Origin of the sequence: Pasteurella oralis, from assembly GCF_042681465.1 — a bacterium.
GTDB classification, from domain to species: Bacteria; Pseudomonadota; Gammaproteobacteria; order Enterobacterales; family Pasteurellaceae; genus Pasteurella; species Pasteurella oralis.
Map to the genome: position 1 here is coordinate 76,580 of NZ_JBHUFP010000005.1, position 20,355 is coordinate 96,934.

A 20,355-nucleotide genomic window follows, 5' to 3' on the forward strand; every position below is an offset into this window, starting at 1 on the left:
ATTGGGAGAGAAAACTATTATGGCTATTATTCTATGGTTAGGTGCTTTCTTTTTGATATTCGTTTTATTTATTATTTATTTTATCTTTGACTTTGCAGGTTATCGAACAAGTACTATTTTGCCTTCAATTATTGCTTTTTATGTGAGTTACGTGTGGCTTGTATTAACAGTGACACGCAAGCATTATAAAAAAAGATATCCTTTAATGATTATGTTTACTTCGATAGTTGCTTTTGTTGGTTACGTTCTCTATACACAAAATACGCGAGAGATTTTAGCCACAACTCCGAGAGTTTCGGTTAAAGTTGATCTATATAAATATCAGCCATTTAAACAAGGAAATCAACTGGTTACTTTAGATGCACCAAGCCAATTGAAGCTCAAACAGAATTTACCGCGATTAGATGGTGCAACGGCACTCTATCCAATCTATGCGGCTTTTGCACAGGCAGTTTATCCTGAACCTAAAACCGATGAGATGGCATTTCATTGCGAGAGTACGCAGGCGTTAGTTAAATGCAGTAAAACGAAAAATGCTTATCAAAATCTGATCGAAGGTAAAGTAGATATGATTTTTGCAGCAGGACCTTCTAAAGAGCAAGTGGAAATGGCGAAAGAAAAAGGTATTGAGTTTAAGTTAACCCCGATTGGTAAAGAAGCATTTGTATTTTTTGTTAATAGCCAAAATAAAGTAGACAATCTAAGCAAAGCACAACTTGTTGATATCTATTCAGGAAAAATTAAAAATTGGCGTGAGGTGGGCGGTGAAAACATGAAAATTCGTGCTTTTCAGCGACCTAAAAATTCTGGTAGCCAAACTACGCTTGAGAAGATCATGGGGGATGTGCCTCTGATGGCGCCTCCGACAAATGATGTTGCTGCTGGAATGGGAGGCATGATTGAAGTTGTCACTGAATATCGAAATTTTGATAATGGACTCGGTTATTCTTTCTTGTTTTTTGCCACTAAAATGGTTGAGGCAAAAGCAATTAAATTACTGACTATTGATGGCATTGCACCAAATAGACAAACGATTCTTTCAGGCGAATATCCCTATGCAAAAGAATTTTATGTTGTAACCACAGGTAATGAAAGCCCTGAAACGTTAGCTTTTTTAGCATGGATTCAATCAGAACAGGGCAAAGCAATTATTACGCAAACAGGTTATGTCGCCTTAGATTAAAAAATAGGAATGATATGCTATGAATGAAGAAAAGAAAGCGTTTATTCGTACATCCATTGTGGTATTTCTTTGGTTAGTTGCTTTGTTATTTATCTTTATTTCTCCTATAGTTATTGTGATCTTCTCATATCATATAGGTGACCCTAATATAGGATTATTCAGTTTTATCCTTTTCTATATTGCTTATGTCTGTTTTTTTGATGCCTTTATGAATAAGAAATCGGTAAAAGTACCCTTAGCAATATTAGCGGTTATCTTAATTGTTTATGGAAAATCTTTTGTTTCTTTGATTGTTATCTTTTATGAGATTTTGATAGAGTTCATAAACTCATAGCAGGGTAAATTAAGTATTTTTATAAAAATGCAAAAATTAATTATTATTCGAGGGCATTCGGGTTCAGGCAAAACAACCTTTGCATTAGAAAAAATCACTGAATTTCAACAGAGCTATCCAATGGGAATTGTGTTTCATATTGAGAATGATCACTTTTTGACAATAAATGGTATTTATCGATGGACAGTTGAGTGCTTTCAAATAGCAAAACAACAAGCACAGCTGAAATTGAATCAAGCGTTTGAGTTTTGCCAGCAACATAAAACACAAGATGTATTGATTGTTATCAGTAATGTAGGCGGCAATCTCAAAGAGATTGAACACATCATTGAAATAGCAGAGCAATATTATCTGCAAGTCAGTATTTATCGTTTACAAAATTTCTTTATCAATACACATCAAGTTGATCAACAGACGGTTTATGAAATGTATATTCATTTGTGTGAGAGTCCTATTGAGAATGAAATTTTACTTGAACCAATACAACCTATGACAGTAAAAGTACGGTCAGAAATTGAAAAATTATGGGACTTAAAAAGAAAAAACCGCTACACCAAGAAGATGTAGCGGGAGGTCTTAATATAAGAAAGTTAAAAAGACGACTGCATTTTGCAGTGCACTAGCATTATCTAAGACTGGCTATTTTTAAAATAGTTCATAAAAAGTTTTATTTTTTATAAAAAATTTTTTATTTGTCTTTCAATGCCATTTTCATCTAATTGTAAGTCAGCTAAAACCTCTTGTTGTGTGCCTTGTGGAATAAAGAAATCAGGTAAACCGAGTTGTAATAATTTTACGTGATATTGTTGTAAATTAAGCACTTCTGCAACGGCACTACCAGCACCACCTTGAATTGCATTTTCTTCTAAAGTAACTATCACATCATGAGTTTGTGCAATTTGCTTGATACGTTGTACATCAATTGGCTTAACAAAGCGCATATCAACCACAGTCGCATTCAGTTTTTCTGCCACATTTAAAGCTGTTGGTAATAATGTGCCGAAATTCAAAATAGCGACTTTTTCACCCTCACGAATTAATTTAGATTGTCCCAGTACTAATACTTGCAGCGGTTGTAGTTCGACACCAATAGCATTACCACGTGGATAGCGTACTGCGGCAGGTTGATTGAGTTTGTAGCCTGTATAAAGCATTTGACGACATTCATTTTCATCACTTGGTGTCATAATCACCATATTAGGAATGCAACGCATAAAGCTAATATCAAACGCACCTTGATGGGTTTGACCATCAGCTCCGACAACGCCTGCACGATCAATAGCAAATAATACAGGTAAGTTTTGGATTGCTACATCATGGATCACTTGATCATAAGCACGTTGTAAGAAAGTCGAGTAAATCGCGACAACGGGTTTATAACCACCAATTGCTAAACCCGCAGCAAAAGTAACCGCGTGTTGTTCAGCAATTGCAACGTCAAAATATTGTTCTGGAAAACGATTAGAAAATTCTACCATGCCTGAACCTTCACGCATTGCGGGAGTAATCCCAATTAATTTGGGATCTTGTGCAGCTATTTCACAGAGCCAATCACCAAAAATTTGCGAATAAGTCGGCTTAGTATTGGATTTAGGCAGTTGACCGCTTAAATGATCAAACTTTGGTACACCATGAAAGCCAATAGGATCTTTTTCTGCAGGTGCATAGCCTTTACCCTTTTTAGTCATAATATGTAAGAACTGAGGTCCTTTTAAAGAGCGCATATTCTTTAATGTGCTAATTAATTCTTCAATATTATGTCCGTCAATTGGTCCAATATAATTAAAGCCTAACTGTTCAAACATGGTACCAACTGGTGAAACAAAGCCTTTTACATGTTCTTCCGTTTTCTTAACAAACTCTTTAATTGGTGGCATGCCGGATAGGATTTTTTTACCGCCTTCACGGATGGAGGAATAAAATGAGCCTGTTAATAAGCGCGCCAAATGGTTGTTTAATGCACCGACATTTTCTGAAATAGACATTTCGTTGTCATTTAAAATGACTAACATATCAGCATGTGATGCCCCCGCATGATTCATTGCTTCAAATGCCATTCCAGCGGTGATCGCACCATCGCCTATGACACAGACCGTTTTTCGTCCCGCATTTTCGCGTTGTGCGGCAATAGCGATACCAAGCCCTGCGCTGATTGAAGTAGAAGAATGACCTACACTTAACACATCAAATTCACTTTCTTCACGCCATGGAAAAGGATGAATCCCATTTTTTTGACGGATAGTCGACATTTTTTCACGACGACCCGTTAAAATTTTATGTGGATAGGCTTGATGACCTACGTCCCAAATGAGTTGATCAAAGGGCGTTTTATAAACGTAGTGCAGGGCAACTGTTAGCTCTACTGTACCTAAGCCAGATGCTAAGTGTCCGCTACTTTGACTAACAGACTCTAATAAATATGCACGTAATTCCTGACAAACTTGAGGTAATTGCTCTTTGCTCAATAAGCGCAAATCTTCAGGCGAATTAATTAATGATAAAAGAGGATAATTTTGCATAATCGTTAGTCAATTCCAAAATAATGTAAAAACAGACCGCACTTTTGTTAGTTTATTGTGCGATTTAACTTTTTCTATTTACGACAAATTCCGCAATCGCACGCAGTGCCGCGGTATCAAAAGGTAAATTTTCTAGCTCACTAATAGCTGTTTGATAAAGTTGTTGTGCTTTTTGTTTTGCCCCAACCAAACCGAGTAATTTAGGATAAGTACTTTTATCCGCCATTAAATCTGACCCTATTGTCTTACCCGTAATTTCACTCTCGCCTTCAATATCTAAAATATCATCTTGTACTTGAAAAGCTAATCCAATTGCTTCTGCATAACGCTGTAATTGTTGTTCAAGTGCTTGATTAGCAAAATGTGATGAGCAAATTAACCCCATTTTTAATGCCGCAGAAAGTAATGCACCCGTTTTATTACGATGAATATATTCTAGTTCATCCAATGTAATTTGTTTCTGCTCAGAAATTAAATCTAAGCTTTGCCCTAAACACATACCTTGCATGCCAGCGGCTCGACTCAAGGTTTTTACTAAAGCGAGTTTTTGTTCAGCAGATAATAGTGGTGCTTGAGTTAAAATTTCAAAAGCAAAAGCTTGTAGTGCATCGCCTGCTAAAATAGCGCTTGCTTCATCAAAGGCAATATGACAAGTTGGTTGTCCCCGTCTTAAAGTATCATTATCCATCGCAGGTAAGTCATCATGCATTAATGAGTAAGCATGGATAGCTTCAAGTCCTGCGGCAGCATAATCTAATTGGTTAAGATCCGCACCTAACATGCGACCTGTGGTATAAACTAAAAATGGGCGAATACGTTTGCCACCTAACAAAACACCATAGCGCATGGCTTCTGCAAGAGGTGAAGGATGGGTATCTAAATTGAGTTGTTGGGTCAAAAAAGTATTAATACGTTGTTGTAATTGTGATAAGTCTTGTGAAAATTGATACATAACAGGCTCGTTTTATTTATTGTTCTGCTTGGTAATCCGTTAATTCTGCGTTTTCACTTTTTTGCAATAAAATTTGAATCCGTTGTTCCGCTTGCTGTAAACGCTCTTGTCCTAAATTGGCTAATTTGATGCCATTTTCAAACTCTTTGAGCGCTTCTTCTAATGGAAGTTCACCACTCTCTAAACGCGTTACAATGGTTTCCAACTGCTGTAAAGTTGTTTCAAAATCCAGTTCTGTTTTTACTGTCGGTTTTCTTGCCATTGTTGGTCCTTTGTCGTCGAAAGATTTAGGGCAGTTATTGTACTGTATTTTTTGATATATGTTAAAATTATTTAGTCTCTTTTCCGTGAATTTAGTTTCGATTTTTCCATGAGTATTTAGCTATTTTATACATAAAAAATATGTTAACAGTATGCTTTATAAGCACAAAAAGTGCGGTCGATTTGACCGCACTTTTTAGTTTCATTAGCTTAGGCTAATTTAAGCTTTTGCATGTTTAGGTTGTTTGAATACGGTGACTTCAGGTGCTTCGCCTGTAAATTTTTCTACTTGGATAATACACGTATTCGGTGAATTACCTTGAGCAAGTTTTGATGTGCCAATATCCATTGTTAGGACATTTGGACATCCATTTTTGCACAGTGGTTTTTCGCTCATACCTAAGTCTAATGGGTCATACCAAGCCCCTTCGCATAAACCAACAGTACCTTTGATGATATGATCTGTGACAACTGCGCCAGCAAGTACTTGACCACGCTGATTGAAAATACGAATAATATCGCCATCAGCAATACCACGAGCTTTAGCGTCTTCCGTGTGAATTAAGGCTGGCTCGCGATCTTGTACCACATATTTTTGACGTAATGAGGTATGGGCTAGTTGACTGTGTAGGCGATAATAAGGGTGTGGTGTGACCAATGCTAATGGATGTTCTGTTGTCACATTGCCTGCAAATTCTTCAGGTTCAAACCATGAAGGATAACCCCGACAGTCATCGTAATTCATCTTCGCAATGGTATCAGAGTAAATTTCAATTTTACCTGACGGTGTACCAAGCGGATTTAATAATGGATCTTCGCGGAATTCACCGTAACGTACCCATTTTTTTGCTTTTTCACTGGCATTAAAGGTAATTAGTTTGTTTTCTTCCCAGAACTTTTCAAATTTAGGCATTAAAACGCGATTTTTACGTGCAGCATCGAAAGCAGATTGATAGAAGTATTTTAACCAATCCATTTCACTTTTACCTTCAGTGAATTTATCTTCTACACCAGCACGTTTAGCAAGTTCAGCGAAGACATCATAATCATTGCGTGCTTCAAATTGTGGTTCAACCACTTGTTTCATTGGGAGAATATGCATCATGGAATAATCACCCGTCATCGTTAAGTCATTACGCTCATAACTGGTTGTGATTGGAAGCACAATATCTGCCATACGCGCAGTCGGCGTCCAGTTTATCTCATTGACAATGATGGTTTCTGGTTTTTGCCAAGCTTTAACGAGTGTATTGGTGTCTTGGTGGTGAACAAATGGATTACCACCTGCCCAGTAGATTAATTTAATATCTGGATAAGTGATTTCTGTACCATTATATTGGATTGTCTTGCCTGGATTGAGTAAAACGTCGGCAATACGCGCAAGTGGGAAACTCATTTTGGCGGATTTTGATAACCAAGACTGCCCCGTATTTGAGGTATCGTTATCTAATGTTGCTGACATTGAACCAATAACACCGCCTGTTGTGGTTGGAACGCCACCATTTGAATAATGATAACTAAAGCCAAAACCGCCACCCGGTAAACCAATTTGACCTAGCATGGAAGCCAAAGTCACCATCATCCAGTGTGTTTGTTCGCCATGACGTTGGCGTTGCATACCCCAACCACCCATTAACATCGTGCGTTTAGTAGAAAAATCATGAGCAAGCTGCTTAATTACATCAACCGGTACCCCACAAATTTTGCTTGCCCATTCAGCATCTTTTGCTTGTCCATCTACTTTGCCGAGTAAGTATTCTTCAAATTTCGCATAACCTGTTGTGTATTTTTTCAAGAAGGCTTTATCGTGTTTATCTTGAGTTACTAAAGTATGTGCAATCCCTAACATTAATGGCACATCAGTTGCGGTATTGGTTGGAATCCATTCCGCATTCAACATTTTACAGGTTTCGCTTTTGATTGGATCGATACAAATGATACGTTTGCCTGTTGCTTGATATTTTTTGAAATATTCAATTCCTTTTTGGTCAGTGGCTGTCCATGCGATACGCATTGTTGTGAGTGGGTTTGCTGACCAAAGCACAATAATATCAGTGCTTTCTAAGATAGTTTCCCAGCTGGTTTGCTGTTCATAGACTTCGATGGTACCCAGTACATGTGGCATGATGACTTGCGCCGCACCAGTAGAGTAGTCACCTTTGTGTCCAACAAATCCGCCTGTCGCATTTAAATAACGATGTAAAAGAGTGCGGCTTGAATGGAGTGAGCCTGAACTTTTCCAGCCATAAGAACCACCGAAGATATTTTCAAAGCCACCTTCACGACGGATGCGTTTGAACTCTTTGTCAATTAAATCTAATGCTTGATCCCAAGAGACGCGGACCCATTCATCGCAGCCGCGCATGGTTGTATCGCTTTTTCCAGGGTTAGCTAAATAACCTTTACGCACCATTGGATATTTAATGCGTGTTTCGCTATAAAGCTGATCTGGCACTACAGATTGCAATTCATTTTCGATAACAGGTGGAATGGCAGGACCCGATTTTACCGCTTTACCATTTTCAACGACGACACCTAAGGGACCCCAATGTGCCGCAGTGACGATGGTTTTACTTTCCGCAGCCATAGCATTTGGTGCAACAAGTGAACCAACTACACCACCGCTTAACGATGCACCAGCAATACCAAGAGAAGAATTCTTTAAAAATTCTCTACGTTTTACATTGACGTTGTTCTCTTTTTTCATATAAAGCCTCGCTTACTTCTATTAGTTAATGTTTTGACACCTTTCTAAAGATGAGTGGACAAGCAATTTCTCGGTTATCCATGGCATAAGCGAACTTATTGCTGGCTTGTTACCATATCTTTCGACTTAGGATCACAAGCTCGGAGTCAGGAATAAATTAATGTGCTGCACTAAGCATATCTTTACTATTACGTTGTAAGTAAATTGTGAGTGCTCTTACTTCTTCAGCCGTTAATGCAGTGCGATCTTTCATTGAATTAACGACACCAATCCATTGATTGGCTGTGAAGTGATCTGCTTCAATCACTGCATGACAGCCGCTACAATGAGTTTGATTCAGTTTATTGCCGATTTGATTAAGTGCGGTCAAGTTTGCAGTTAATTTGTCTTGTGGAATTGTGATACTAACAATCACTTCTTTCCATTCTGATTCAGTGATTTCATCTTGTATTGTGTTCAAAATAGTGACTTGTTGTTTTGCTTCCTCTTCTAATAACGCCAAAATGATTCGTTTGCCAAGCGCCATATAAATGATTGATTCAGCGCCTGCTTGTTGCCAACCTTGTAATTGAGCTGTTACTTTCTGCCCATCATTTTGCCAATCTATTAATGTGGCATAAGGCATAAGACGAACTTCGCCGCCATTCTCCGTTTGTGCAGTTGCAATAGATTGCACATAAAGTGGTTGGCTATTATTGTTAGTTAAGGTTGACTCAGTTTGATTGATTGGAGTGGTCTTGGTTTCTTCGGGGATTTCTGGTAGGAAATGGGCGATACCTTTGTGGCAATCAATACAAGTTTGCCCGTCTGATTTTGCTAATTCATGCATAGTTTGCGCTGATTTAGATTGTGCTGCAATTTCCATTGCCTCAAGGCTGTGACAACTATGACAGGTTTCTGAATGAGTCGCTTTCATCTCATCCCAAACTTTTTTTGCCATTTCATAGCGATGTTTTTCATACGCTTCTCGATCGGGAATTTTGCCTGTCACTTCGTACCATACGTCTTTTAATGCGAATACTTTTGCTTTGACATAATGCAGTCCACCTGGAGGAACATGACAATCAGCACAATTAGCCCGAATTCCTTTTTGATTTGAGAAATGCACACTGGTTTCCCATTCTTCTTGTGGAAAGCTCATCGAATGACAACTCACACAAAATTCAGGTGAGCTTGTTTTATGCATTACATATTGTGTTCCCAATAGGACACCGGCCCCAATTGCCATAAAAGCAATAGCGGTGAATGCTGCACGTTTTTTTGCTGTTGACATAAGTCACCCCAAATATAGTTATATAACTATCTATATAACAAAATAATATAAATACAATTAAATACTCACAAATAGTTAACTTATTTTAGGTGTGTTTCAGCATTTCTTTTTGATTGAAATCAAGAATGAGCTAAAAAATTAAGATCTGAGATAAAGTCGTTGAATTATTGGACGTTATTTATAACCTATTGCTATATAACTATTTTTATAGTGGATTTATTCTCTCTGATGAGTAGAAAGATTTTTATTCCTGAATTGATCTGCTAGAATGCACGACTTATAACTTAATGTGGACAATAAAGAGACTATGAAATTTATCATCAAACTTTTCCCTGAGATCATGATTAAAAGTGATTCTGTGCGTAAGCGCTTTATCAAAATTTTAACTGGGAATATTCGCAATGTATTAAATAAATATGATGACAGTGTAGCAGTCGTGAAACATTGGGACTACATCGAAGTACGTTCAAAAAATACTGAAAATCGACCGCACTTAATTGAATTATTAGAACGTATTCCAGGTATTCATCATTTTTTAGAAGTCGATGAAAAACCTTTTACAACAATTCACGATATTTTTGAGCAAACTTTACAAGATGTTGGTCCTAGCTTAGTGAATAAAACCTTTTGTGTGCGTGTTAAGCGTAAAGGTAAACATGAGTTTAGTTCATTGGATGTAGAACGTTATGTCGGTGGAGGCTTAAATCAACATATTGAAAGTGCCAAAGTGCAATTAAGTAAACCAGATGTGACGGTGCGAATCGACATTGAAAATGACAAAATGATGTTAATCAAAGCTCGCCATGATGGAATTGGCGGTTATCCAATTGGCACCCAAGAAGATGTATTATCGCTGATTTCTGGTGGTTTTGATTCAGGCGTATCAAGCTATATGCTGATTCGACGTGGTTGTCGAGTACATTACTGCTTCTTCAATTTAGGTGGCGCAGCACATGAAATTGGTGTAAAGCAAATGGCATATCATATTTGGCAACGCTATAGTGGCTCACATAAAGTGCGTTTTGTTGTGATTAATTTTGAAAATGTAGTCGGTGAAATCCTCGAAAAAGTAGATAACGGTCAAATGGGTGTTGTGTTAAAACGCATGATGGTGCGCGCAGCAAGTAAAGTGGCGGAGCGTTTTGGTATCCAAGCTATTGTAACAGGTGAAGCATTAGGGCAGGTTTCGAGCCAAACATTAACCAATTTGCGTCTGATTGACGAAGCAGCAAGTGCGTTAGTATTACGTCCATTAATAACACATGATAAAGAACAAATTATTGCAATGGCAAAAGAAATTGGTACAGATGATATTGCTAAATCAATGCCTGAATTTTGTGGAGTGATTTCAAAAAATCCAACAGTAAAAGCAATTAAAGCGAAGATTGAAGCAGAAGAAAGTCATTTTGATTTTGCGATATTAGAAAATGCGGTACAACATGCGCAATATTTAGATATTCGCCAAATTGCTGAACAAGCGGAGAAAGAAGTTGGAGAAGTTAATACTGTTTCAGTGTTAAATGCACAAGATATTATTTTAGATATCCGTAGTCCAGAAGAAGCGGATGAAAATCCGTTACAGTTGGCTAATGTCTTATTATTGCCATTCTATAAACTTTCTTCTCAATTTGCGCAATTAGATCAAAGTAAACATTATGCGTTATATTGTGAACGAGGGGTAATGAGCAAGCTACAAGCGTTATATTTAAAAGAACAAGGCTTTAGCAATGTCAAAGTTTTTAAAAAATCATAATAAAGAAGAGGAGCATTTAGCTCCTCTTTGTTTTTTCATCGATTATTTCTTCCAGATAACATGGAATTCCCGATTATCTTCACGGTGAGAGATTAGGAATTTAGCAAAAACATCGTCCATTTCATCCTGTTCATTAACTAAACCAATCCAGACCTCAGCATAAGCGTTCGGATCAATAAGCACACCAATTTCCATTTCCCAATCTTCTGCAGTTTCAACAAATTCCACTGCACCACGTTCTTCAAATTGGAGGTTAAATAGCATGATATCTGCGGGATCGAGATTTTCTGCTGCCATTTCAAGAAAAATATCATAAGCAATATCAATTGCTGCATCAGGTTCAAGTTTTGTTAGCTCGGTCATTTAAGGGTTTCCTATAACCTATATATCGTCAATATGGCGCTAATCATAGCATAACTCGCCTAAAACTCATGGAAAATTGACCGCACTTTTTCATCTTTCTTGCTATTTAATGCAAATTGATTGTAAGAAGTTGTAAAACTCTTCGTCTAAGTTAGTAGAATTTAATTTCAGTGCGAATACAAATAAAAATTATTCTTCATAATATCCATCGGAGGCAATATAATGCAAAAATTTACTGAAAATGATGTAACGCCTGAGCATATTTTTTTCCAACGTAGAAAAATTATTCAAGCGATGGGCGTGATGGGTGCCGCTTCATTACTGCCAAATATGGCTTCTGCTGCTGAAGAGGATTTACGTAAAACCTTAACTTTTACAAAAGATGACAATCCGCAATCGCTCGCATTAACACCTGAAAATAAAGTGATCGGGTATAACAATTTTTATGAGTTTGGAGTACCAAAAGAATCGCCAGCAAAATATGCTTCAGCGATGAAAACCGAGCCTTGGACTTTACGTATCGAAGGCGAAGTTGAAAAACCAATGACTTTCGATGTACATCAATTAATGAGCCAACTGCCTTTAGAAGAGCGTATTTATCGTTTTCGTTGTGTTGAAGCTTGGTCAATGGTGGTTCCATGGATTGGTTTTGAATTAAATAAGTTACTTGCTTTAGTTCAACCGACCAGCAATGCTAAGTATGTTGAATTTGAAACTTTATATGATCCTGAAAGTATGCCAGGACAGAAAAACAGCTTCTTTGGTGGGGGATTAATCTATCCTTATGTAGAAGGCTTAACAATTGAGGAAGCTATGAATCCGCTAACTTTATTATCAGTTGGGCTGTACGGTAAGACATTAGCTCCACAAAATGGTGCGCCAATTCGTTTAGTTGTGCCATGGAAATATGGATTTAAAAATATTAAGTCCATTGTCAAAATTACACTAAAATCTAAACAACCAAGAACAACATGGAATCATGCAGCGCCGCAAGAATATGGTTTTTATGCCAATGTAAATCCAAATGTTGATCATCCTCGTTGGTCTCAAGCAAGCGAACGTGTAATTGGTTCAGGCGGGTTATTTAGTGTGAAACGTCAACCTACATTGATGTTTAATGGTTATGAAGAGCAAGTTGCTCATTTATATAAAGATCTTGATTTAAGGAAGAATTTTTAATGCTTAAATTGCTCAGAGTTGTTATTCATTTATCTTGTGCAATCCCTTTTATTTGGTTGCACATTATTTTATTGACAGGAAATGAATCACAATTAGGCGCCGATCCCGTCAAAGAAATGCAACATTTCTTGGGTTTTACTGCGATAACTATTTTACTCGTGCTTTTTGTGTTAGGAATTGTATTCCGTTTATTAAAGCAGCCTCAGTTGCAGATACTACGACGCGCCTTAGGGCTATGGGCATGGTTTTATGTTGTTTTACATATTTATGCTTATTTTTCTTTAGAGTTGGGTAATGATGTTCATTTATTTTTACAAGAATTAATTCGCCGAGGTTATTTAATTGTAGGCGGCTTCTCTTTCTTGATCTTGACGTTGATGTCAGTAAGCTCGTTATCTTACCTTAAGAATAAGATGGGAAAGTGGTGGTTTTATTTGCATAAATTAGGCTACTATGCGTTACTATTAGGTGCAATTCATTATTATTGGTCAGTTAAAAATTTGACTTTTAGTTCAATGCTGTACTTAATTTTGTCAATACTCATTGTATTTTGGGAACTTTATGTGCTTTTTAAAGCAAAAAAGGTAAGTTAAAGTTTGGTTGACTAAAAGTCATTGATCTAGAAAATAAGTGCGGTAGAATACCGCACTTACTTTTTTTATGGCTTATTGAGTAAATTGTAGCATGTCAATTGACACACCAATTGAACCTGAATTTTGGAAACATAAAACTTTACTTGAAATGACTGAAGCAGAGTGGGAAGCGCTCTGTGATGGTTGTGGTAAATGTTGTTATCGTAAATTTATTGAAGGGCGAGGTAAGCGGAAAAAGTTATATTATACTCGTATTGCTTGTAATCTATTAGATTTAGAAACGGGTAAATGCTCTAATTATTTTCAACGTTTCAAACATGAGCCAGACTGTACAAAATTAACTAAAAAAAATCTTCCTGATTTTCATTGGCTTCCTACAACTTGTGCCTATCGATTGTTAAATGAAAATAAACCCTTATTTGATTGGCATCCATTGCTCTCTGGTGATCCTAATTCCGTCAAAAAAGCACAAATTCTGATTGAAAAAGGGATTCATGAAAAGGATGTGATTGATTGGTTTGAATTTGTAATTGCCCCAAATTAACGCGTTAAAAAAATAGTTTTTATTAATTATAAAAAGTATGAATTCGTACTCAAATTACCTATTTTATTTGTCTTCCCTAAACTCTATTTAATTTACTTTTGTTATTATTTGTTCATTATTTTTACATAATGTGATCTGTGACACAGACTAGGAACTGTATAATATTTAGAATAAATACTTCTAATTATATTATTAACAGCTATAAACAATAAGGATAATGACTTATGGAATCGAAACAATTTGCTGAATCTTATGTAATGACAAATGCAAGTAATTTCCCAAATGATAAAATCTTTCTTGTGAAAGAAAAATTGTCTACCTTACCTGAATCAAGACAAAGTTCTATTCAAGCCGTTGATTTAAAAAATCCGATGGTTGTCCTTTTGCTATCAATTTTTTTAGGTGGATTAAGTATCGATCGCTTTTATCTTGGTGATATAGGGCTTGGTATTTTAAAAATTATTACGGTTTTATTTTTTGGTGTAGGTTTAATTTGGGTATTGTTTGATATCTATTTTTGTTACAAAAAAGCTAAAGAACTTAACTTTAATAAAATTATGCTAATTTCATAGCATGCTTTGCTAAAAAACGTTTTTAGAATTTTGTCTATGATTTTAAGCCCTAAGACATCTCTCTTAGGGTTTTCTTTTTGAAAACATACAATAATAAGAGAATAAATCTTAATGTTAACTCAATGCTTTTCATTCTTAGATCTATCTAGGGTAAAGTCATTTTGCAAGAACAGAATAAATAAATTTGAGTCAGTAGATTCAGCATAGTCAGTAATAAATTTCAAAAGATAAAATAATAAAAAGAAATAATGTGATCTTGACCACAGACAAAAAAGAAAATGAAGCTTAAAATTTAATCTCTTTCAAAAAGGAGATTAATAATGGCTGATAGTATTTTTAGAGATAAGATTGAATCTCACTCACAACATATAATTAAAGTTGGGCAATATTGCACGACGGAAGAAACAACAAAACAAGCGCTGATTTTACCTCTCTTAGATATTTTAGGTTTTAGCCCTTATGATCCTACTAAAGTAAAAGCGGAGTATGGTGCTGATTTTAACGGTATTAAAAGTGGAGAGAGAGTCGATTATGCTTTATTTTGTCATGATGTACCTGTTATGTTTATTGAAGCTAAGTCTTGGGCTGAGAATTTAACTAATCACTCACCTCAACTATCTCGTTATTTCAATGCAACACCAGAAGTCGCTGTAGCTGCTGTAACTAATGGGCGGGAATGGCGCTTTTTCACTGATCTGGATGAAAAAAACATTATGGATAATACGCCATTTTTAAAGATAGATTTTGAAAATTTGGATTTATCTAAAATTGAACAATTAGCTTGATTTTGTCATGATTGCTTTCAACCAGAAGCATTGCGCACATTAGCAGAAGAAAGCGTTTATTTATCTGCATTTACTAGAACAATTAGTTCTAGTTTAAAAGAAATAGATCTTGAGTTTGTGCGTTATGTTGCAAGTAGATCAAATATTGGACGTCAATTGAATCAACGTTTTCTGGAGAGTATTAGTCCAATTGTTAAACAAGCCGTAGAAAAAGCAGTAAGTGCCATGGTTGTATATGGTTTATCCAGTAAGACTGAACCTGAAGAAAAATCTACTGAATTAGAAAAAGTCATTGATGAAACAGCTCCAATAGTTGATCCTGAAAATAGTAAAATCGTTACAACATATACTGAAAGATTATTACATGATTATGTGAGAATGATTTTAGGTGATGATGTTGATTTAATTGCTAAAGACACAGAAAGTTATTTTAGCCTTTTATTCCAAGGTAAAAGCAATAGATGGATATTACGTTATTATGACAATAAGCAGCATCCATCTATTTCAATACCAATAGAATTAACTGATGATCATAAAAAAGAAATTTCTCGTGTTGGATTAGTACTTTCTGGAACTCAGATTGTGATCGATAGACCAGAAAATATTTTACGATTAAGTGGAATTATTCGAGATTCACTAGAATTTTGTGCTAATGATGAGAATTTTAGTCGTAAAAAATCATGATTAGTATAAACCCCGTATGACAACGGGGTTTATTATTGAATGATAATTACATCGATATATTAATTTCGAACCCTGTCACATTTTATTTTTCGAACCAAATGATGATCCTTCAATAAAAATGAGATACATTGATTTTAACAAGAAAATCCGTACTCATTTTATGCTTTTTTCGAGATAGAAAAACGTAATCAAACCTTGTAAATACTGAAAATAAATTATTCTTGACCAAGATCACTAATTTAAACAAAAGTCGTTGCCTTTGTATGCGGCTTGGATAGAATAACTACTAATTATTAGTCTAGTTTAGGTAGTTGATAATGGATATGGCGTACTTAAGGCGGGAGGCAGAGAAGCAAGGTATTGCAAGCTCTCACTACGATATCGATGGCAATTTAATTTATGCTAGCTCAGAAACACTGGCGTATTTTACGGAACTATTAACTCGACCAACTAAACTAAATAAATCCGTAACTTATTATGATGATGTTGCTGTGTTTTTTGAACATGAATCTATTCAATATGATTTAACGCCTTTAAATTTATCCCAACAATCTTTAACCTATCAATTATCGAATGATTCTGGGCAAATTTTGCTTGAGCAATCTTTATTTTGTTCTCTGTTTATTGAATTGCCTACTTTAGAATATGGCTATTATCAATTAATTATCTCTAGCGCAGAAAAAAATTATCTTATTCGTTTACTTGTTTCGCCAAAAACTGTCTATCAGCCTCCTGTATTAGAACAAAAGAAAGTTTGGGGACTTAATGTACAACTTTATAGTTTACGTTCTCAACAAAACTGGGGGATTGGAGATTTTTCGGATTTGGCGTATTTGATCAAGCAAGTTAGTCAATATGGTGTTGATTTTATTGGGATCAATCCATTGCATTTAATGTATCCAGCGGTACCAGAGTGGGCGAGTCCATATAGTTCTTCCTCTAGACGCTGGCTAAATTCTATTTATTTAGCTGTCCATACATTACCTGAATTTAAATTATGTAAAACTGTACAAAATTGGTTTGTTTCTGAGGAAGTGCAAAGTGAGATTGAACAATTACGTTATGCAGAATTGGTTGATTATACTGCAGTAACAAATTTAAAACTCACTGCGCTTGAACAATTATTTGCTTTTTCAAAGCGAAGCAAATCAACGCATATTATGCAGCGTCGTCAAACATTCCAACAATTTATGAAGCAACAAGGCGAACCTTTATTGTTGCAGGGGTTGTTTAATGTACTTGATAGTCAATTTCATCAACATACGCCAACAGAACAGACCATCGGCTGGTTAGGTTGGTATCAGGAATGGCAGCAATTGAGCGTAACAAAACGCAAAGCTTTATTAAAACAACATCAAGATCAAGTTGAGTTTTATGCATGGTTACAATGGTTAACCACAGTGCAATTAAATGAAATTCAAGGCTTATGTCAAAGCCTTGGAATGGCACTTGGTATTTATGGTGATTTAGCAGTAAATAGCTCTCGTGGTAGTGTTGATGTCTGGTCTGATCCTGAACTTTATTTTGTTAATGCTTCAGTTGGAGCACCACCAGATCCTTTAGGTCCTATTGGGCAAAATTGGAATTTGCCACCTTATAATCCTGCTGTACTCAAAGCACGAGGGTTCCAGCCCTTTATTGATATGCTGCGTAGTAATATGCAGCACTTTGGTATTTTACGTATTGACCATGTGATGGGATTATTCCGTTTATGGCTAATTCCTGAAGGTAAAACTGCTGCTGATGGCGCTTATGTGCATTATCCATTTGATCAACTCATGGCTATTTTAGCGATTGAGAGCCAACGTAATCAATGCCTTATAGTTGGTGAAGATTTGGGGACAGTACCTGATGAAGTGCGGTCGAAATTAAATGAATTTCAGATTTTTTCTTATTTTGTATTGTATTTTGAACAACGAAATCGGGAATACCCTGCAGCAAATGCTTTTCCATTAAAAGCCTTTTCTACTATTGGTACACATGATGTGCCTTCTTTATCGAGCTTTTGGCATTGTGTGGACTTACAGTTATTTAATCAACTAGGGGTTTTAGAGGGTGAAGTTTTACAACAAAAATACGAACAACGAGTAGTTGATAAACAAGCGTTATTAGATACTTTACGTCGTGATAGCTATTTGCCCGCACATTATGAGGGTGATGCGCTTTCTATGGCCATGCATGCACATTTAAATTATGTGTTACATCAATATTTAGCCAATAGCTGTAGCCAACTTATTGGTGTGCAATTAGAAAATTTACTGAGTCAAGAAGTTTCATTTAATTTACCGGGAACGGATACAGAATATCCAAATTGGCGCAAAAAGCTAGCTTGTACATTAGAATCTATGTTTAATGATAATAATATCACGGCATTTTTAGCATCAGTTAACCAAGCACGTAAAGTATAAATCTATTAGAGTCGAATTGAGGATTTGTTATGGTTCAATTAGTTTCGCATTCAGTAATTAATCAATTTTTTGAAGGAACGCATGCCGATCCATTTTCTGTGCTAGGAATGCATGAGACAGAAAATGGTATTGAGATTCGAGCGTTATTACCCGATGCTCAACGTGTTATTGTGATTGATAACGAAACTCATAAAGAAGTATGTGAATTAGATTGTATAGATGAACGCGGCTTTTTTACGGGTATCGTACCGAAAACGAGAACTTTTTTTGCTTATCAATTACAAGTATTTTGGGGCGCAGAATCGCAAATTATTGAGGATCCTTATCGTTTCCATCCAATGTTGACTGACTTAGATAATTGGTTGCTTAGTGAAGGTTCGCATTTACGTCCTTATGAAGTATTAGGTGCACATTTTATGGAGTGTGATGGTGTATCAGGTGTGAATTTCCGTTTATGGGCACCAAATGCTAGACGAGTTTCTATCGTTGGCGATTTCAATTATTGGGATGGGCGTCGTCATCCAATGCGCTTTCATCAGAAGAGTGGTGTGTGGGAATTATTTTTACCAAAAGCTTCTTTGGGTCAGTTATATAAATACGAATTAATTGACTGCCACGGTCAGCTACGCTTAAAAGCCGATCCATACGCATTTAGTTCACAACTACGTCCTGATACTGCATCACAAATTAGTGCGTTGCCTGAGATGGTTGAGATGACTGAAAAACGCCGTAAAGCCAATCAGTTTGATCAACCGATTTCGATTTATGAAGTGCATTTAGGTTCATGGCGCCGCAATTTAGCAAATAATTTTTGGTTGGATTATGACCAGATTGCAGATGAACTAATTCCTTATGTAAAAGAAATGGGCTTTACTCATATTGAGTTTTTGCCGTTATCTGAATTTCCATTTGATGGTTCATGGGGCTATCAGCCTTTAGGCTTATATTCACCAACAAGTCGATTTGGTACAGCAGAAGGGTTTAAACGTTTAGTGGATAAAGCGCATGATGCTGGAATTAATGTCATTTTAGACTGGGTCCCAGGGCATTTTCCTAGTGATACACATGGCTTGGCTGCCTTTGATGGAACCGCTTTGTATGAACATGCTGACCCCAAAGAAGGTTATCATCAAGATTGGAATACTTTAATTTATAACTATGGTCGTAATGAAGTTCGTAACTTCTTATCAAGTAATGCGCTTTATTGGTTAGAACGTTTTGGTTTAGATGGTATTCGTGTAGATGCGGTGGCATCAATGATTTATCGTGATTATAGCCGTGCTGATGGTGAGTGGATTCCAAATCAATATGGTGGGCGTGAAAATTTAGAAGCGATTGAGTTTTTAAAACACACTAATTGGAAAATTGATTCGGAAGTGAATGGTGCAATTTCAATTGCTGAAGAGTCTACTTCTTTTGCTGGTGTGACTAAACCGAGTAAAGAGGGAGGGCTAGGATTCCATTTTAAATGGAATATGGGCTGGATGAACGACACATTATCCTACATGCAAAAAGATCCTGTTTATCGTCAATATCATCATGATCAAATGACATTTGGTATGGTGTATCAATACAGCGAAAATTTTGTGTTGCCTCTTTCTCATGATGAAGTAGTGCATGGTAAATCCTCGTTATTAGGCAAAATGCCGGGAGATGCATGGCAAAAATTTGCAAATTTACGTGCTTATTATGGCTATATGTGGGGCTATCCGGGTAAAAAATTATTGTTCATGGGAAATGAGTTTGCACAGGGGCGTGAATGGAACTATGAGCAAAGTTTAGATTGGTTTTTATTAGATAAAAATATTGGCGGTAGCTGGCATCAAGGTGTGCATCTTTTAGTTAAAGATTTGAACCATATTTATCAACAAAACGCAGCATTATTTGAATTGGATTACGATCCAGAAGGGTTTGATTGGTTAGTGGTTGATGATCGTCAAAACTCTATTTTTGCTTTCGAACGTCGTAGCAAGAATGGTGAACGTATTATTGTGGTGAGTAATTTCACACCTGTACCACGCCATGATTATCGCATCGGTGTAAATCTTGCGGGGCAATATGTGGAGATTTTGAATACCGACTCCGAATTTTATGAAGGCTCTAATGTAGGTAATTTTGGTACAGTGAGCAGTGAAGATGTAGCAAGTCATGAAAGAGCGCAATCTATTCGTATTTCTGTGCCACCATTGGCAACAATTTATTTGAAATATGAAGGTGAATAATCAGAAAGAACAATAAAGTAGTA

Annotated in this window: 18 protein-coding genes and 1 riboswitch; of the genes, 12 read left to right on the forward strand and 6 right to left on the reverse strand. The window is 36.3% G+C overall.

Annotated features, from left to right (window positions below; genetic code table 11):
* The first annotated feature begins 19 nt into the window (after positions 1 to 19).
* Genes ACFSAV_RS04465 through ACFSAV_RS04475 form a run of 3 tightly spaced genes read left to right on the forward strand, consistent with a single transcriptional unit; the run spans position 20 to position 2,084 of the window.
* Positions 20 to 1,183: a PstS family phosphate ABC transporter substrate-binding protein gene (locus ACFSAV_RS04465; RefSeq protein ID WP_379096685.1), complete on the forward strand. Its 1,164-nt coding sequence runs from the start codon at positions 20 to 22 to the stop codon at positions 1,181 to 1,183.
* 19 nt (positions 1,184 to 1,202) lie between these two features.
* The gene (locus ACFSAV_RS04470; protein ID WP_379096688.1) at positions 1,203 to 1,517 is read left to right on the forward strand and encodes a hypothetical protein; all 315 of its coding nucleotides are present in this window, start codon (positions 1,203 to 1,205) and stop codon (positions 1,515 to 1,517) included.
* A 27-nt stretch (positions 1,518 to 1,544) separates the two neighbouring features.
* Positions 1,545 to 2,084 (forward strand): ATP-binding protein, encoded by a 540-nt coding sequence (locus ACFSAV_RS04475; protein WP_379096691.1) that lies wholly within the window; start codon positions 1,545 to 1,547, stop codon positions 2,082 to 2,084.
* A 107-nt stretch (positions 2,085 to 2,191) separates the two neighbouring features.
* Here the strand turns inward: ACFSAV_RS04475 and dxs are convergent, their stop codons facing one another.
* From dxs to ACFSAV_RS04500, 5 genes are all read right to left on the reverse strand, one after another.
* On the reverse strand, positions 2,192 to 4,036 hold the full coding sequence (gene dxs / locus ACFSAV_RS04480; RefSeq protein ID WP_379096694.1) for a 1-deoxy-D-xylulose-5-phosphate synthase: 1,845 nt from the start codon (positions 4,034 to 4,036) through the stop codon (positions 2,192 to 2,194).
* Between the two features lie 64 nt (positions 4,037 to 4,100).
* Positions 4,101 to 4,988 carry a (2E,6E)-farnesyl diphosphate synthase gene (ispA, locus tag ACFSAV_RS04485; RefSeq protein WP_379096697.1) on the reverse strand — a complete coding sequence of 296 codons (888 nt, stop codon included), beginning with the start codon at positions 4,986 to 4,988 and terminating at the stop codon, positions 4,101 to 4,103.
* A gap of 16 nt (positions 4,989 to 5,004) precedes the next feature.
* The gene (gene xseB, locus ACFSAV_RS04490) at positions 5,005 to 5,250 is read right to left on the reverse strand and encodes an exodeoxyribonuclease VII small subunit (protein WP_379096700.1); all 246 of its coding nucleotides are present in this window, start codon (positions 5,248 to 5,250) and stop codon (positions 5,005 to 5,007) included.
* A gap of 219 nt (positions 5,251 to 5,469) precedes the next feature.
* Positions 5,470 to 7,956 (reverse strand): trimethylamine-N-oxide reductase TorA, encoded by a 2,487-nt coding sequence (gene torA / locus ACFSAV_RS04495; RefSeq protein ID WP_379096703.1) that lies wholly within the window; start codon positions 7,954 to 7,956, stop codon positions 5,470 to 5,472.
* A 21-nt stretch (positions 7,957 to 7,977) separates the two neighbouring features.
* A riboswitch (molybdenum cofactor riboswitch) is annotated at positions 7,978 to 8,114 on the reverse strand.
* The gene (locus ACFSAV_RS04500; protein ID WP_379096706.1) at positions 8,114 to 9,229 is read right to left on the reverse strand and encodes a NapC/NirT family cytochrome c; all 1,116 of its coding nucleotides are present in this window, start codon (positions 9,227 to 9,229) and stop codon (positions 8,114 to 8,116) included. It overlaps the preceding riboswitch by 1 nt.
* 307 nt (positions 9,230 to 9,536) lie before the next feature.
* Between ACFSAV_RS04500 and thiI the strand changes: the two genes are divergently transcribed.
* A complete protein-coding gene (gene thiI, locus ACFSAV_RS04505; protein WP_379096709.1) occupies positions 9,537 to 10,982 on the forward strand; it encodes a tRNA uracil 4-sulfurtransferase ThiI in 1,446 nt (481 codons plus the stop codon).
* A gap of 42 nt (positions 10,983 to 11,024) precedes the next feature.
* Here the strand turns inward: thiI and ACFSAV_RS04510 are convergent, their stop codons facing one another.
* The gene (locus ACFSAV_RS04510) at positions 11,025 to 11,345 is read right to left on the reverse strand and encodes an HI1450 family dsDNA-mimic protein (RefSeq protein WP_379096712.1); all 321 of its coding nucleotides are present in this window, start codon (positions 11,343 to 11,345) and stop codon (positions 11,025 to 11,027) included.
* 222 nt (positions 11,346 to 11,567) lie between these two features.
* On the opposite strand from ACFSAV_RS04510, the gene msrP reads away from it, so the two are divergent.
* From msrP to glgB, 8 genes are all read left to right on the forward strand, one after another.
* A complete protein-coding gene (msrP, locus tag ACFSAV_RS04515; protein WP_379096715.1) occupies positions 11,568 to 12,524 on the forward strand; it encodes a protein-methionine-sulfoxide reductase catalytic subunit MsrP in 957 nt (318 codons plus the stop codon).
* Positions 12,524 to 13,117: a protein-methionine-sulfoxide reductase heme-binding subunit MsrQ gene (locus tag ACFSAV_RS04520; RefSeq protein WP_379096718.1), complete on the forward strand. Its 594-nt coding sequence runs from the start codon at positions 12,524 to 12,526 to the stop codon at positions 13,115 to 13,117. Before msrP ends, ACFSAV_RS04520 begins: the two co-directional genes overlap by 1 nt.
* 91 nt (positions 13,118 to 13,208) lie before the next feature.
* Entirely contained in the window at positions 13,209 to 13,661 is a 453-nt protein-coding gene (locus tag ACFSAV_RS04525) for a YcgN family cysteine cluster protein (RefSeq protein ID WP_379096721.1), read from the forward strand.
* A 224-nt stretch (positions 13,662 to 13,885) separates the two neighbouring features.
* A complete protein-coding gene (locus ACFSAV_RS04530; RefSeq protein ID WP_379096724.1) occupies positions 13,886 to 14,233 on the forward strand; it encodes a TM2 domain-containing protein in 348 nt (115 codons plus the stop codon).
* 320 nt (positions 14,234 to 14,553) lie between these two features.
* Entirely contained in the window at positions 14,554 to 15,018 is a 465-nt protein-coding gene (locus ACFSAV_RS11760) for a type I restriction endonuclease (protein WP_465263144.1), read from the forward strand.
* A gap of 30 nt (positions 15,019 to 15,048) precedes the next feature.
* The gene (locus ACFSAV_RS11765) at positions 15,049 to 15,702 is read left to right on the forward strand and encodes a hypothetical protein (protein WP_465263145.1); all 654 of its coding nucleotides are present in this window, start codon (positions 15,049 to 15,051) and stop codon (positions 15,700 to 15,702) included.
* Between the two features lie 317 nt (positions 15,703 to 16,019).
* Entirely contained in the window at positions 16,020 to 18,110 is a 2,091-nt protein-coding gene (malQ, locus tag ACFSAV_RS04540; protein ID WP_379096726.1) for a 4-alpha-glucanotransferase, read from the forward strand.
* 29 nt (positions 18,111 to 18,139) lie between these two features.
* Positions 18,140 to 20,332, forward strand: a complete 2,193-nt coding sequence (glgB, locus tag ACFSAV_RS04545; protein ID WP_101775094.1) for a 1,4-alpha-glucan branching protein GlgB — start codon at positions 18,140 to 18,142, stop codon at positions 20,330 to 20,332.
* Positions 20,333 to 20,355: the final 23 nt, after the last annotated feature.